Raw genomic sequence first — 16,038 nt, forward strand, 5'->3', positions numbered from 1 at the left:
ACGGTGTCAGCTGATTTTGATCTGAACTTTCTCCATCATAGGTGATTGCGGGAATAGTTCGGCAAAAAGTTGATAGTGTCGGTTGGCCGAATCGGCAAAGCCACCGATTTCGAGCAGGCGGGCACACTGGAACACCGCTTTCTCGCGAATGGTCGGCGGCGTTGTCGCATCGGCTGAAAGTATCTCGAGGCAGCGGGTCGCCATCTCCAGGTCCTTCTCCTTGTGGAAAATCGAAGCAAGGCGGAACAGGGTCGGATGGTCGGTTCCCTTGAAGTAGATATTATAGTACTCCCGAAAAGCTAATGCTGCCTTCAGCGGTTCCTTGTGCGCGAAAATCCTGATAGCCTTGCTGTAGAAATCTCCACCTTCATCACTCGGGCCGTACTTCGAGTTAATCTGCCCCAACATCAACATCGCCTCGGCGTTCCCCGGATCCCGCTGTAATGCATAACGGAGCGATGCCTCGCCGGTCTCAAGATTGACCTTGCCGGTTTCCATTGCCTGAGTGCCGATATCCATATGGCGTTCATCGATTGCCTCTTCCCCGAGTTTAAACATCATGGCAAGAATCACCCCGCCGAGCATGCCGCCGATATGAGCCCAATGCCCGATGTTGGAAGTATTGGTCCCGGCGATCTGGCCGATGCCGCCGGAAAGGTCGGAGAGGAAAAAGAGGCCGATAATGACCAGGGAATTGAGTCGGACCTTGAGGCTGATCGGCAGAATCAGCGAAAAAATTCCGAGGATCGGCAATGGAAAAACCATGCTCTTGAAGTAGCAGCGGATTGCGAATATTCCCATCACTCCCGATATCGCGCCGGATGCACCGAGCAGGTGCCCGGATGCACCATGAAATACCCGAACAATGAGCACAAAAAGGAGCCCTGACGCCAGTCCGGATAAAATATAAAAAAGCAGAAAACGGCCATGGCCGATCCGTTTTTCAACGACAGTTCCAACCGCCCAGAGAAACAGCATGTTTCCCCAGAGGTGGCCCTGTCCGGCATGCAAAAACTGGTGGGTGAAGGCACTCACCGGAACATTAAACAGGTTCGGCTCGTGCGGCAGAAAGACGAAGCCCTTGATGGTTTCGACATCGACATTCATCTCGATGCCGTAAAATACAAAGATATTGATAAAAATGATCGCATAGGTGATGCCTGCCACCCCTTCGGTCTTTTTTTCTCCTTCGGCATACATGACCGGCATGAAGGTGATGTACTCCTTCAGGACCTGAAAATATGTTCTGCCACTTTCGGCGGCCATAATGCGGACATAGCAGGAGAGTAGGAGCGGAGCGAAGAGAAAGCCGAGAAATAGCAGGAACCTGAAGTCAGCAAGGGTGCTCTTCAGGGCAAGGATGATGCCGATCAGGATGAAAGACTTGAGGACAAACGCTTTTTCCCGGTGGTCGGAAAAATAGGCTGACACACGTTCAAGAAAAGAGGCGTTCTGCGGCAGTGGGGCCGCATCGCCCGGAGTAATGATCGGTGCTGATTGAGCCGGGGGTTGTTCCTTCGTACCGGAAGTTGAATCTCCGGCTGTTGCTCGTTGTTGCTGTTTAAGGAGTTTCTCAAAAATGACGCCACATTGAATGCAGGTTGTCCCCTGCTCCTGTTCTGTTGTGCATTTCGGACAGCGAAAGATTTCCGGTTCCGGCGGTGGTGGCGGGGCTGGCATCTCCTTGATGTCGCAATCGGCACCGGTTTTGTCGAGTAGCGCCTTGTACTTTGCTGCGGTGGCCTGGTCGAGATTTTTTTTCAGGATAAACGGATCGCCGGAGAAAAAACGATGCATGGTTTCATCGTCATATTTGCAGAGGGCCTGAACCTTCTCCCAAACTTCACTGCGCTCATATCCCGGCAGCAGAAAGCCACGAAAAACAAGATGGAATTGCTGATGGCTCATGCGATCATCCCCCTCCGCGATAATTTAAAACAGTTATCTTTATAACATGTAAAATGGATAGTGAACAAGAAGTCAGAAAAGGTGTTTTGCGGGGTAAGTCATCAAGTGCGACGAGATACTCAATAGTAAAGCATCAGGAACAGAATCGGGATACCGCATCCGGCGGCGGTCAGGATCAGGCACCGTTTGCGCATTCTCCCTTTCGGTAGCAACAGCAGCCCGGTCAGGGCGAGCAGAATCATTCCCCCGGCGTATAGGTCAGCCATCCAGGTCCAGGCTTTTTTCGGATGGTTGAGGTGCAGGAAATTCAGCGGATACCAGAAGCTGCGTGGTTCGATGCGCTCATGCACGACCTTGCCGCTCGGGAAATCATACTGGATGACCCGGCCCTCGACAAAAACCATAACGCTCTCCGGGTCGTTCTGGAAGATATTGTCATAGGTGCTTTTTTCGCCGAGCTTGCCGAGCAGTTGTAAAACCTGGTCTTCAGAGATAACTCCTGTGAACCCGCTTGGTGGCAGCTGCGTAATCGATTTGACGACCTTGTAGTTCGGATTCCAGTCACGGATGTGATTAACTGCGATGCCGGACAAGGCATAGATCAGGGTCAGCCCGATACAGAGATAGCCGATATCACGATGCAGGGCGTGATTCCATTTGCGCCAGTTCATGGAGTCAGCCGCGGCTTACAGGTCTGGAATCTCGGCACCGAGTCCGCGCAGTTGATAAAACGTCTCACCGGATGTGACAGTGGCCGGATCGAAAGCTTCGCCGGTCTCTTCAGCGTGATGTTTTTTGCGGGCGATAACGTCCTCTTTGCTCAGGACGAATTTTTGCAGGATCCCTTCAACCGTTGCCATTTTGCCCCGGGCGGTCATCGGAAAGACCATGTCGCCATCGGTGACCTTGAAGCGGAGCTTCTGAAACGGCTTGTCGCCGGCAATGTACATCCAGCAGCCACGCGAGGCGCAGACATCAACGATCATGCCTTTGACCTGAACTTTCTTGCCGAGGTAATTGTCCGGTGTTTCCAGTATTGACTAAACCAGAGTTGTCTTTTCAAGCGACAGCCCGGCACCAAAAGTCTGGGCAAATGAAACTGAAGAAAAAATCAGAAAAAGTAGTGATGTAATCGTTAGAATTCTTTTCATCATAAACTCCCGTAGAATTATTTTACCAATGCTATTACAGCGTGCTTTTTAGTGTCAATATAAATATTCAGTTTTTTGAATATTTAAAGTGTGAAAGGTTGTCATCGGCTTGCCTGGGCATCTGATGTCATAGTGATTCATCAGGAAAGGCAACGACGTCATTGATGTCACTGCTGTCGGTGATTAACATCACCAGGCGATCGATTCCGAGAGCGATGCCGGCTGATTGTGGCATATTGTATAGTTCTTCAAGGAATTTTTCCGGCAACGGGTTTGGCGTCTTCCCGGTCCGGCGCCGTTCCGCTTCATCCTTTTCAAAACGGGACCGTTGCTCGCCAGGGTCGGTCAACTCCGAGAAGCCGTTTGCCAGTTCCAGTCCGCCGATGTAGAGTTCGCAGCGCTCGGCAACTTGGGGGTTGCCCGGTTTGGTCCGGGCCAGTGCCGCCAATGGTGCCGGGTAGTCGATCAGAAAGAGTGGTTGCGGGGCGAGGGCCGGTTCGACGTCGGCAGTCAGGATTTCTTCAAAACGGTTCTCTTGCAAAGCCTCTGTCGCGCTACAGGCCGCATAGCGTTTGAATGCTTCATCGACTGTCAGGCGCGGCCACGGCGGCGCCAGATCAATTTCCTGCTGCTGCCAAATGATTTTTTGCGCCGGGACGAGTCGCAGCAGCAGCTGTTCGCAGTCGTCCATCAACTTGAGATAATCGGCATGCGGCCGGTACCACTCGAGCATCGTAAATTCCGGCAGGTGTCGGGCGCCCCGTTCATGCTCACGCCAGACCCGGCAGATTTGAAAAATATCGCCGTAACCGGCAGCGAGCAGGCGTTTCATCGCCAGCTCCGGAGAGGTCTGCAGCCACTGTTCTCCGCAAGCGACCGCATCTATGTGCGGCTCCGGTGCGTTGGCGCTGATCCGGTGCGGTGTCTCGACTTCGAGAAAGCCGCTTTCGACGAAAAAGGCCCGGATCGCTTGAATGATCCGGGCCCGTTCTGCCAGAAGTTCCTGCTTGCGGGCGAGAGCCCAGTTGAGATCAACCATGATGGACTTCAACCATTCGAAAAAACCTTTTTAACGCAATGGCGCAAGCTTACGCCGCAAAGAGAATCAAATTCAAAAAATCTTGTTTCGGGTTTAAAACCCAACCAGCTTCCAAGGTTTTGTCTTTCTTAGCGCCTTCGCGTCTTTGCGTTAAGAAGTTCTTTATTCCTTTACCCGAGTGACATATTCCCCGGTTCGCGTATCAATCTGGATCAGCGTTCCCTCCTCGACAAAACCCGGGACCTGAAGGGTATAGCCCGATTCAATGGTTGCCGGCTTGTTGTTGCCGGCCGCGGTGTCGCCTTTAACCCAGGGGTCGGTATCGGTAATACGCATATTGACGAAATTCGGCAGGGTGATGCCGATGCCGCGTTCGCCGAACATCAGGACCTTGACTTCCATGTTGTCGACCAGGAAATACTTGTCGTCAGCAAGAACCTCTTCGCTAAGAGAGACCTGCTCATAGGTTTTCTGATCCATGAACACGTACCCGGAATCATCCTTGTAGAGATACTGCATCTCCTGTTCGGTCAGGGAAGCCGGCTCAAACGATTCGCCGGAACGGTAGGTCCGATCGAACAGGGCGCCGGTCAGCATGTTGCGGAGCTTGCACTTGTAGAGAGCCTGGCCCTTGCCCGGCTTGGTGAAGTCGAACTGGGCGACGACGTGCGGTTCGCCGTCGATCAATATTTTCAGGCCCTTCTTGAGGTCTGAACAGCTGTACATTTCTGTCTCCTTATGGTGTTGGCGATGATCATCAGCAGTGGCGTTATGCTTAACCCCGGTTCTGTAACTTGCCGGGTCATATCAGACTTGTGCCACAGCCCTGCGCAAGCTTTGCTGGAAATGAAAATTGCCGGTGCAAATAAAACGATTGGTTGTTGCAATGGCCAACAATTTAATTGGCTCTAAACTTTTCACAAGAATGACTGATATTGTGGTGATAAGTCGGAATTGTCAAAAAAGCTTAAAAGCAAGAGAGTTATACACAATGTCGCTTGTAATGTCACTGAAAAATCTTTGGCAAAGCCTGTTGATATGCTAGATTGTGCCGATATTTCAGCCTGTTTGGAAAGGATTCCTTATGACATCAAATGATCTTAAACGGGGCCAGGTGATCGACCTCGACAACGCACCCTGTCTCGTCCTCGAAGTGACCAGCCAGTCGCCGTCGGCCCGGGGCGGCAGTACATTGATCAAGACAAAGTACCGCAATCTGTTGACCGGCCAGGTGCTCGATAAAGCTTTCAAAGCCGGTGAACGGGTTGACCCCGCTGATTTTGAAAAGCGTAAAGGCCAGTATCTTTACGCCGATGGTGAGCATGGCGTCTTCATGGACATGGAGAGCTATGAACAGTTCGAACTCGGTGACGATATATACGGTCCGGTTAAAGGTTTTTTGCTCGATGGTGCCGAAGTGATCATGGGGGTTTTTGCGGGTCAGGTTGTTTCGATCGAGCCGCCGATGACGGTCGAACTGGTTGTCTCGGAAACCGAACCGGTGATTAAGAAGGCGACCGCCCAGGCCCAGAGCAAGGAGGCGATCCTTGAGACCGGCCTCGTCATCCAGGTTCCGGCCTATCTCGAGACCGGCGAGAAAGTGAAGATTGATACCCGGGAAGGACGGTTTGTTTCGCGCGCCTAGGTCTGATGAAATAACCGTTTGCAGCCTGATGTTACCGCACAAACTTCCGGACAAAACGCCCCTCACGGGGCGTTTTGTTTATGTGATAAAATCCGAACTTATCTCAATAGTCATCTGTTTCACTATTTGCATTCCTGCAAAAATCCGCTTTTCACTATTTGCATTCCTGCAAACTCCGCAAAATCCCTGCTTTTATGAGCTTTCGTCTCTCTCTCTTTTGTTCTGATTTGCATTCCTGCAAAAACTGCCGATTTCGATCTTCCTGGATAATTCCCGTTTCTAATTCATAAAGTACTGAAATTAAAGAGAAAAATTAAATACAAAACATTGTTCTTTTTCTGGTACGCAGCTTGCCAATACAAGAATGCATCATCAACAGAATTCAATCTGTTGATATCGGCAATCAAGGATGATGACCATGCGAAATCAGAAACCGAACAAGAGCGGCCCACGGATCAACGGTATCAATGGGAAATGGCCGCTCAGCTATCGGTTGCGAATGACCATGATGCAGGACTTGAATACTTCCTATCTGAATAAAAAGGAGAAAGACATGAGTACACAGAATTCATTGATGCGTGGCTGGGTTGTTGCCCTGGCTGGTACCGGGATCAACCTCGCTCTCGGGATTCTCTATACCTGGAGTATCTTCAAGGTGGCAATCGCCGATTCGGTTGCCACCGGCGGCGCCTTCAGTTGGGAGCCTTCTTCGATTAACGACCCCTATGCGACGGCCTGCCTGGTTTTTGCTGTGGCGATGATCGTTGCCGGCAAGGTTCAGGATAAGTTCGGTCCGCGCGTGACCTGTATCGCCGGCGGCATGATGGTCGGTGCCGGTTTTATTATGATTTCGCAGAGCGCCAATTACTGGGTCTGGATCCTCGGGTTCGGTATCCTCGCCGGTGGCGGTATCGGCTTCGGCTACTCGGCTGCAACTCCGCCGGCCCTCAAGTGGTTCCCGCCTAAAATGACCGGCCTGGTTGCCGGGATCGTTGTCTCCGGTTTCGGGCTCGCTTCGGTTTACATCGCTCCGCTCGCCAAATATCTGCTCGGGACTTACGGGCTGCAGCAGTCGATGATGTTTTTCGGCTTCGGTTTTATGGCGATCGTCAGCCTGTTTGCTCTGTTCGTCTCCAATCCGCCGCAGGGCTATGTGCCGAACCTGGTTGATACCCCGCTTGACAAGCCTGCTGTCAAGGTCGAGAATTCCGAAGACCTCAGCCCCTCGCAACTGTTGAAAACCGGCTCCTTTTATACTCTCTGGCTCTGCTTCTTTATCGGTGCCGGTGCCGGCCTGATGGTTATCGGTAGTGCCAAGGGCCTGGCCAAGGCGAGTATGGGTGAGATGGCTTTCCTCGTCGTTGTTATTATGTCGGTCGGTAATGCTGCCGGCCGCCTGGTCGCCGGGGTCGTCTCCGACAAAATCGGTCGCGCCAATACCCTGACGATCATGCTGGTATTCCAGGCCGCCCTGATGTTTGCCGCTATTCCGGGACTCAAGGGTGATGCCAACCCGATTGTTGTTGTGTTGCTGGTCACCTTCATGGTCTTTAACTACGGCACCAACCTTTCCCTGTTCCCGAGCTTTGTCAAGGATATGTGGGGCATGAAGCATTTCGGTATGAATTACGGAATCCTGTTCAGCGCCTGGGGCGTTGGTGCTTTCGTCCTGGTCCGTGTTGCCGAAGTGCTGAAAGTCCGGACCGGTGACTTCACCATGTCGTTTGCCGTTGCCGGCGTCATGCTGCTGGTCGGCGCGATGATGGCCAGTTCGCTGCGGCCGGCCAAGGCTATCGAACCGGTTCCGGCAACCGACCCGGTTGAAGAAGAGGATATGGTCCTCCAGAAAGCCGGCATCGAATAATCCGAAAATTACCTCTCAGACGTATCCCTGTGCCGGGATACTGATTCAGGCCCCGCCACTGGCGGGGCTTTTTTTGTTGTGCCGAAATGAGAACAGGCAGCCTGACGCGGCAAAATGTTAATTGCGATCCATGATAAATCCGGTCTGTGCAATTTTTCAATATTTTGTAATGACTGGGCTTTTCGAAAACTTTTCCAGATAAAAAGAGCCTGGATATGGTTTGCAGCACGGAGATATCGTCTATACTTGAATGTATGAACATCCGGAAAATAGTCATGTTGTCGAATCGGCTATAAATGCGCTCTGTTTTTCCTCGGCCTTTTTGCCTGCAAATGAGGATGAATTGTAAAAAAACATCTCCCCAATGCGAATGATTTTTTTTTGTATACGCTTGTCGATCCTGTTCTTAATGTTGGTCGTAACCTGTATCAGTCAACAGAAGTCAGTAGCGGCTGCCGAAGCAAGCCTGGTTCTTGTTGTTTCCGGGGTTGAAGGTGAGTTGCGTGAAAATGTCGAGGCTGCGCTGGCGATCCCGCGGGGGCTGGTCAGGGACGGTCAGATCAATCATCTCTGGTTGCGACGTTATGTTCGGCAGGCGCGGCAAAAAGTTCGGGATGCCTTGAAGCCTTTTGGATATTACCGGGCCGAAGTGGATGCCCATCTTGAAGAAGGACCGGGCCAACATTTTCTGCTGCGGGCCCTGGTTCAGCCGGGTCCACCGACGAACCTCGAAGATGTTTCTATCGAACTGACCGGACCAGGCCGTGACGAGAAAGTATTGCAGCAGTATGTGAAGGAATCGTTCCCCCTGGTTGAAGGTGATGTTCTGCGGCATGATCTTTACGAAAAGGGCAAAAGCCAGCTTGCGGACGCAGCGGTCGACCTCGGTTATATCAAGGCAAAATTTACGACCCACATTATTACAGTTGACCCGGAGATCGACCGGGCGAGATTGTCTCTGACACTCGATACTGGTCCGAGATACCGTTTCGGGCGGATTGTTTTCCCGGCTGATTCAGCTTATCCCGAACGGTTTCTGCAGCGTTACCTTACTTTCAAGTCGGGTGATGTGTTCACTTATGCCGCTCTGGGGCGGACCCATTCCCGATTGATTGACTCGGACCTTTTCCAGAATGTCGCCATCTTTCCGCGCATCGAAACAGCTGATGAATCACGGGTTCCGATCGAAATACTGCTCAAACCGAAAGCCCGCCGGACCTTGCGGCCAGGGGTCGGCTACGGCACCGATACCGGCGCCCGTTTTTCCCTGCTTTATCGCGATATCAACGCATGGCAAATCGGACACAGGTTTGATACCGATCTGATTATTGCCGAGGTACGGCAATCAATCGATTTTTCCTATATGTTCCCTCACTACCGGGACATCCATAGTTCTACCGTGATCAAGGGAGGCTTTGATCGGGAAAAAACCGATAGCTATATCAGCCGTATTCTATTTACTGAAGCGGAACTGGTCCAGAGTTTTGGCCGCGGCAAAAGGCTTTCGCTTTATGCTCGTTTGCAACGGGAGAGTTACGAAGTCGGGCTGACTGATGAAACATCGCAACTGTTGATTCCCGGACTCCGCTGGAGTCAAAGGACCTATGAATCGCCGACCCGACCGTTAAAAGGATATCATCTCGGCCTGGAAATTCGCGGAACCCGCAAAAATTACTTGTCCGATACAAGCCTGCTGCAGATTCTCGGCGAAGCCAATGTCCTGATTCCCTTGCCGGGACGGGTTTCCGTTTTTTTGCGCGGCAAAGGGGCAACGACACGGCAGGAGGACGAATTCGAGGATATTCCGGCTTCGCTCCGTTTCTTCACCGGCGGGGACCGGAGCGTTCGCGGGTTTGCCTATCAGAGCCTCGGCCCGGTCGATAACGCCGGAAACGTCGTCGGCGGCAAGCATTTGCTCATTGGAGGTATCGAGCTCGAACGTGCCGTTGCCGAGAAATGGGGATTGGCTGTTTTTTACGATACCGGCAACGCCTTCAATACTCTCTCCGATTATGAACTGGCCCGGGCAGCCGGAATCGGGCTGCATTGGTATACTCTGATCGGTCCGATCAAGATTGATGTTGCGCGCCAACTGAGCGTAACCGATCCATCTTACCGCCTTCATTTAAGTGTGGGGTTTGCATGGTGAAAAGGCGCCTGAAAATCATACTCTCGATCCTGAGCCCTCTTGTCCTGGTCTTTGTCGCAACCGTCTGGCTTTTCGGAACGAGTACAGGTGCCAGATGGTTAATCGGGCAGCTGCCAGGTGTCGAAAGCGTCGAGGTCCGGGGGCCGATTGCCGGTACGCTGGCCATCGAAGATCTCAAAGTCGTGATGGCGGACAGAACGGTCCACCTCCGGAGTATGGAGTGGCAGATGTATCCTCTTGGCCTCTTCAAAGGTTCTCTTCATTGGGCGGAAATCGCCCTGCACGGAATGGACATTGTAATTTCAACCGATGATATTGAGCCGGAAGACGGCACGTTTTTTTTGACAAATCTGCAACTATACCAGGACACCTTTCCCGGTTGGCTCGGATGGCTCGATGTTCATGCCGAGAGCTTGATAGTTGAGGATATATTAATTCGTCGGTCGGGGCAGGAAATCTTCAGGTTGGATGATCTGCAGGCATCTGCTGACTGGTCGGATAAGTGGCTAAAGCTAAAGCTTGAAAAGCTGCGAACCGGTTTCGGTTCGGCCCAAGCCGATTTCTCACTCGACATGGAAACCTTCGAGGGAGCATTCCAGTTTGTCGGGCAGCTTGCGCAAGTCCGGTATGGACTGGAAAAAGTAGAGACGCAGTGGCGGTTTTCTCCGGATGATAACGATCAGGTTCGAGCCATCGGCATGCTCGATCTCGTCGGACAATCGGAATTACTGGGCAGGGTTGACGCGCAACTCCTGTTTTCATCAGAACGACTCAGGGTAGAAAACCTGATTGCAAGCCGTCCCGGCCGGCCGGGCGAACTCAAAATAGATGGCAACTTGAGTTGGCCAAAGGGTCCATACACCTGGTCTGGACGCCTCGGTTTTCGGAATATTGAACTGGATGAATGGAATATACCGCTCCGGCTTGACGGAAACCTGAATCTTGCGGGAAGACCCGAAAAATATGCAGGTCGTTTTGCCTTGACCCGGCTCAATCCGGAATGGCAATTCGGGGCGTTGGCCGGAGCCTTTTCCGGCAACCGGCAGGGAGTCGACTTGACCGAACTGAGCGGCGAAATTCTGCAGGGTACGCTCGCCGGAACGGCCGAAGTTAACTGGCAGACCACTTTTCATTCTGTCGCCGCTGTGCAACTCCGCGGGATCGATGTTAATCATTTTTTGCCTGATATTGACTCGAACCTCAACGGAAACTTCAGTGGAAACTGGTTGATGCTCGGGGATGATTCCAGCTGGAAAATGAACCTCGACATCCTTCCGAGTGAGTGGCAGGCGAACAACCTGTCCGGCGAACTGGCGGCCGGTGGAAACCTTGAGCGTGTCGATATCGAAACGCTGCGGATACGTGGTGATGGTTTGGATCTCGAGGCCGCCGGGCTTCTGGCCGAACAAGTAGATTTCAATCTTCAGATCGCCCGTCTTTCCAGTTGGTGGCCGAAAACCGATGGCGTACTCACCGCCGCTGGCCGGCTTCAATGGAAGTCAGGTTATGCCGCAGCTTTCGTACAGGGAGATTTGCAGGACGTGGCTGCGTACGGAGCCACCCTCGACCAAATCGAGTTCAGCGGCGGTATGGATGGTTGGTTGCAAAATATCGAGTTTGCCATCACAGGCAGAGCTTTGAACTATCGGCAAAAAAACATTGACCGGATTGATCTCGGTTTCACGGGCTCTCCGGCGCAGCATCGTCTAACGATGGCTCTCGACTGGGCCAGCGGCGAGTTGGATTCGAGCGCCACAGGAGGGTGGCGGGACGGAATTTGGCAAGGTGACATCAGCAGTCTGCAGGTATCGGAACAGGAGGCCGGTGTCCTGACTCTGCGAGGTCCGGTCGAACTGGAGGCAGGACGGAGGATCTTTCGCGTATCCCCGGTGCAGCTCGAAAGCGACCGTAACGAGAGGGTGGAAGTCCGGACTGATTTCACCATGGATCCGATAACCGGAACTGCACGTTTGTCCTGGAATGATTTGCAACTGGCCCGGTTCAATCCCTGGCTGCCGATGCAGATGACCGGTGTCGGTAGCGGCGATATGCGCACTTCCGTTGACGCAGGAGTTCTGGTAAACGCCAGTGTTGAGGCAATATTCGGCCTTGATCTCAAATGGCAGGAGCTCGAACTTGTCGACTCGAAAATCCAGGTATCCGGAGACTGGAACCGGGATGGTCTGCGATTGAACCAGACGACGATTTTTTCCGAAGGAGGTGAACTGCATCTGAACGTTTCCTCTTTCGCCACCCCGTACTGGAATCTGCCGGAACAGGGCAAGTTTCAATTCGACTGGATCGATTTGCCGCTGATACATGCAGGGACCTGGCTGCCGCCGAAGATGGCAATGGCCGGCTCCTGGGAGGGAGAAGCGTTCGGTACCTGGAAGAATGGCGGCGAGGTCATGCTTGACTGGAGCAGTCAAATTGAAGAGGGTCAGGTTGGGTGGCGTGACCAGGTTGGCACCATGACTGCCTCAAACCTGACCGGTTATCTCGATGGAAAATGGCAGAACAATAAACTTTCGGTCGACTCGGGCCTTGACCTTTCACGGCAGGGGCGTCTTGAATCGGATCTGCTTCTGCCTCTTTCAAGTCGCTTTCCTTTTCCATTCAAGGGCGATAGTTCCTGGGGCGGATATCTTGCACTGGACGCGCGGGAAAGCGGTCTGCTCAGCTACTTCCTTCCCGGAATGGTCGAGCAGACAGACGGAAAGTTAACGATGGCAGTCGACCTCGCCGGAACACCTGCAAAACCGTCTCTTAATGGCCGGTTCGCCCTCACCGAGGCTTCAGCATCGATCCCGGCCCTTGGCATCCGGCTCGACCAGATCGAATTTCACTCCACTCTTGTCGATGACGAGATTAACGTTGGAAAATTGTCTCTCGCCTCCGGAGATGGGAACCTGTTTGGCGAAGGACGTTTCCGGTTTTCTGGCTGGAAACTGACGGAGCAGAAGTGGAGCGTCAAGGGCGTGGCCATGCCGCTGGTACGACTGCCGGAACTCGAGTTGTTTGCCACTCCTGACCTGCAGGGAGAAGGCGCCGCCGGCAAGCTGGAAATCCGGGGCGGCATCCTGGTCCCCCGGATGCGCTTAAGCAGCATCAATGCACCCGGGCAGATGCCGGTCAGTCCCAGTCCCGATGTTGTCGTGGTTAAAAAATCGGAAACGACAGAACGCGTGCTGCCTTTACGGCTCGATGCGCGGATTCGAATCGAACTGGGTGACGAAGTCGTGGTCGATACGGCCGGCGTCGATGCCCGCCTGGGTGGTGAAGTGACACTGAATATTGAAAAACTGAACCAGGTCTTTGCCAGCGGTCAGATAATGGTCGAGCAGGGGACCTATTCGAGCTACGGCTTGCGCCTGCCGATTCACAGGGGGCAGCTTCTGTTCGCGGGTGGACCGATTCAACGGCCGACCCTCAATATTCTGGCGTATAAAACAATCGGCGAGGTCAAGGCCGGGGTCAAGGTTACCGGAACTCCCCGCCAGCCTCTGGTTAAACTCTATTCGGAGCCGGCCATGCCGGATACCGATATCCTGTCCTATATCATTCTCGGACGTCCTCTTGACGAAGAAGGTGGTCAGACCGATGCTTTTATGTTGGCGGCGACGGCTCTGCTCTCCCGGGGCGAATCGGTCGCTTTTCAGGACGCCTTGCAGCGGCGCCTCGGTATCGACGTCATCCAGGTCAATACCGGCGAGGGGGATATCAACGAATCGGTTGTAACCATCGGGAAATACCTGGAACCCGGTCTTTACGTCAGCCTCGGTTATTCGGTGTTTAATCAAACCAACGAGCTGCGGTTGCGTTACAATCTCTCCGAACATTGGGAGCTGCAGTCCAACATAGGTGAGGAGAGCGGCGCCGATATTTACTACCGGTTCGATTTCAATTAGTCAGCTGTTGCTGTCGTTCAGGTTTTTCGCCCGTAGATCAGAGCGGAAGCCGGTTGCTGGTCCGAACATTGGCCGTTTTTTCTGGCTGGATATAAAAAAGCTCCCCGACCGGGGGTGTCAGGGAGCGAAGACGGTAACCAGTTTGGGAGGAAGGTTACCGTTCGGGACTATTTTTATGGTTTCGGATCTCTCTTCGCAAGCAGGCTCCTGCTTTTCTCTTCAGCGAGGATTGCCCTGGCGAGCCGGACCCATTCATCCCATGGTCCCTCGGCGCCAAGGGCATCATGCCCAGGAGAGTTGCCAATAAACCAGTCCTGTTCCGGGTCGCCGCTGATTGCCAGGCTTGTCCCGCAGATGTGAACCTGCTTTCTATTTTTTCGCTGCATCGAAGCTCCTTGTTGATTTCTTGTTCTTCTGACGGAGCAGAACGATCCCGGTTGACAGGAAAAATATTTTTTAGCCTGTTATTTCGGTTTTCATCTTTGCTGTTGATATTTTTTTCAAAGCCGTTTTCTGGTCAACGTGAATCTGGCACGGGGAGAAGAATATTGGCGAATGAATTGAGGGGGGCGGGAAGAATCTGGTAATCAGAACAACGTTCAGATCTTGCGGCCGTAAATCAAAAGTCCCGATCTTTTGCTTCCGAAATCAGCGACATCGGGCATATGTCCCCACCGCGTAAAACCGAATTTTTCCAGAAGCCCGATGCTGACCGAATTCATCTCGAGCAGAATGGCGAACAAATGCTGATGGTCAAGGGCGCGGGCCGCATTGATGGTAGCGGTCATCAGTTCTTTACCGAGGCCGAGACCGCGCTGCTCGCGGTCGAGATAATAACTGATTTCGATTGTTTTGGCCAGCGCTCTGCGACCGTGACGAAACGGACTCAGGCTGCTCCAGCCGGCGACTTCTCCGTTGCTGATAATCACATGAATGGGATATTCGGTTTCTGTGTGCAGTTCGAACCAGTCGCGGCGGCTGTCGATGCTGATATGTTCCATGTCGGCCGTACAGTAGCCGTCATCGATTGCCTGATTGTAAATCTCGACGATACGGGGCCAATCGGTTTCGACAGCAATGCGGATCTCCGTTGAACTTTCGGTCATAGCGGGAATGGATCGTTTACGGGCCGTGAACAATCGGGTCGTTGTAGTCTTCTGAAGGAAAATGGGTGAGATTGGCATATGTGGTATCTGCCGGCTTGACCAGAACAATGACCATGATTGAAATGATCAGACTGGCCGAAACCCAGTTGAGAACATTTGTCCGAAACGTCCAGTCAATTTCGGGTTCTTCTTTTTGCTTTTGCTCTTTTTCCGGCAGACGGCTTGCGATCTGGCGCATAATCTTTCCGGAGAAAAGAAAGAATATCGCCGAGACGGCAAATTGCGGCAGAATTTCAACGGAAACCTGGCCACTGGCAAACAACGCTCCGTAAAAAAGCATCGCTCCTAACCCGAGCAGGGTTATTTGTCGACTCAGATTTGCATGCATAAGAATACTCCGGAACCTGTTCGCAGATTACGTTTTTGCCTGTTTTCTGTCAAGCGCTGAGACCGTTGACGCGGCTTTCAACAGATATTGCCCTCCGGCCCAGACTCCGCAAATGCCGGTCATTATACCGGTACCATAAACCATAAGATGCAGGACTTTCGGAAACAGCGGCAGAGCCGCCAGCATAAACAGGAATACTGCTCCAAGGGTGTAAAAATGGCGGCAGATGCGGCTGATCTGAGTGCCGGCCTGGGCCGGGATCAAGCCGAAAAAGCCCCAAAGGACAAGATATCCGGACATCGGGATTGCCGCTGTTGCCGTTCCAAAACCGGCCGCCGGGAGAATTTCGAGGGCCAGCATCGAGGTCCAGAAAAGGCCGCCGCCGATAAACATGAGCGCCCGGATCGATTTTTCCCTGAGGGCAGCAGTACCGGCGAGCATCTGCATGATTGCTGCTCCGATCAATGCCAGCGCCGGTATTCTGATATCTGTTGAAAAAAGACCGATTTTACAGAATATATAGAGCAGAATTGCGATTCCGCCGCCACTCAGACCAAGAGCGATATTCCGGTTTTCACGACCAGGGGCTGCTGCCATCGGCAGATCGGTTGGTGACCCGTCCCGGTTGTCCGGACTGTGTTGTAATTCGCGGTATTTGATACATGAATTGAAATCGGTCGAGCAATATCGGCTGATCATGCTGGCATCGTGTGACGAGATATATCCGCAACCGACATCACAGCTCTCTTCATTGCGGGCGTAATAGGGACAGACCGTTTGAGTTGCCATAGTGCTACCTCCGGGCTTATGTTGCTTCGGCTCTTCTTCGTACTTATGTTCAGCAAATGGCGTACCAAAAACAGCTGATTTAAGTTAAGAA

Annotated in this window: 13 protein-coding genes; 4 read left to right on the plus strand and 9 right to left on the minus strand. The window is 52.7% G+C overall.

The window, feature by feature from the left end; all coding sequences use genetic code 11:
- Positions 1-6: 6 nt before the first annotated feature.
- The 5 genes from C0623_10290 to efp form a co-directional block, all read right to left on the minus strand.
- Positions 7-1,908 (minus strand): hypothetical protein, encoded by a 1,902-nt coding sequence (locus C0623_10290; protein PLX99080.1) that lies wholly within the window; start codon positions 1,906-1,908, stop codon positions 7-9.
- Between the two features lie 119 nt (positions 1,909-2,027).
- On the minus strand, positions 2,028-2,579 hold the full coding sequence (locus tag C0623_10295; GenBank protein ID PLX99081.1) for a hypothetical protein: 552 nt from the start codon (positions 2,577-2,579) through the stop codon (positions 2,028-2,030).
- Between the two features lie 15 nt (positions 2,580-2,594).
- On the minus strand, positions 2,595-2,894 hold the full coding sequence (locus C0623_10300; GenBank protein ID PLX99082.1) for a hypothetical protein: 300 nt from the start codon (positions 2,892-2,894) through the stop codon (positions 2,595-2,597).
- Positions 2,895-3,186: 292 nt separating this feature from the next.
- Positions 3,187-4,098 carry an EF-P lysine aminoacylase GenX gene (locus C0623_10305; protein ID PLX99083.1) on the minus strand — a complete coding sequence of 304 codons (912 nt, stop codon included), beginning with the start codon at positions 4,096-4,098 and terminating at the stop codon, positions 3,187-3,189.
- A 162-nt stretch (positions 4,099-4,260) separates the two neighbouring features.
- Positions 4,261-4,824 (minus strand): elongation factor P, encoded by a 564-nt coding sequence (gene efp / locus C0623_10310; GenBank protein ID PLX99084.1) that lies wholly within the window; start codon positions 4,822-4,824, stop codon positions 4,261-4,263.
- 358 nt (positions 4,825-5,182) lie between these two features.
- Between efp and C0623_10315 the strand changes: the two genes are divergently transcribed.
- The 4 genes from C0623_10315 to C0623_10330 all read left to right on the plus strand — a co-directional run bounded on the left by C0623_10315 (position 5,183) and on the right by C0623_10330 (position 13,664).
- A complete protein-coding gene (locus C0623_10315; GenBank protein ID PLX99085.1) occupies positions 5,183-5,743 on the plus strand; it encodes an elongation factor P in 561 nt (186 codons plus the stop codon).
- Positions 5,744-6,251: 508 nt separating this feature from the next.
- Entirely contained in the window at positions 6,252-7,607 is a 1,356-nt protein-coding gene (locus C0623_10320) for an MFS transporter (protein ID PLX99131.1), read from the plus strand.
- 364 nt (positions 7,608-7,971) lie between these two features.
- Positions 7,972-9,756: an outer membrane protein assembly factor gene (locus C0623_10325; GenBank protein ID PLX99086.1), complete on the plus strand. Its 1,785-nt coding sequence runs from the start codon at positions 7,972-7,974 to the stop codon at positions 9,754-9,756.
- A complete protein-coding gene (locus C0623_10330; protein ID PLX99087.1) occupies positions 9,750-13,664 on the plus strand; it encodes a hypothetical protein in 3,915 nt (1,304 codons plus the stop codon). The genes C0623_10325 and C0623_10330 overlap by 7 nt, the downstream gene beginning before the upstream one ends.
- Before the next feature lie 173 nt (positions 13,665-13,837).
- Here C0623_10330 and C0623_10335 read toward each other — a convergent pair whose 3' ends face one another.
- The 4 genes from C0623_10335 to C0623_10350 all read right to left on the minus strand — a co-directional run bounded on the left by C0623_10335 (position 13,838) and on the right by C0623_10350 (position 15,947).
- Entirely contained in the window at positions 13,838-14,050 is a 213-nt protein-coding gene (locus C0623_10335) for a hypothetical protein (protein ID PLX99088.1), read from the minus strand.
- A gap of 213 nt (positions 14,051-14,263) precedes the next feature.
- A complete protein-coding gene (locus C0623_10340) occupies positions 14,264-14,848 on the minus strand; it encodes an N-acetyltransferase (GenBank protein ID PLX99089.1) in 585 nt (194 codons plus the stop codon).
- Complete coding sequence (locus C0623_10345) at positions 14,787-15,158, minus strand: hypothetical protein (GenBank protein ID PLX99090.1); 372 nt, start codon at positions 15,156-15,158, stop codon at positions 14,787-14,789. The genes C0623_10340 and C0623_10345 overlap by 62 nt, the downstream gene beginning before the upstream one ends.
- A gap of 27 nt (positions 15,159-15,185) precedes the next feature.
- Positions 15,186-15,947, minus strand: coding sequence for a hypothetical protein (locus tag C0623_10350; protein ID PLX99091.1), 762 nt, complete (start codon positions 15,945-15,947; stop codon positions 15,186-15,188).
- Between the last annotated feature and the right edge of the window lie 91 nt (positions 15,948-16,038).

This window comes from Desulfuromonas sp. (assembly GCA_002869615.1).
Lineage (GTDB): Bacteria > Desulfobacterota > Desulfuromonadia > Desulfuromonadales > UBA2294 > BM707.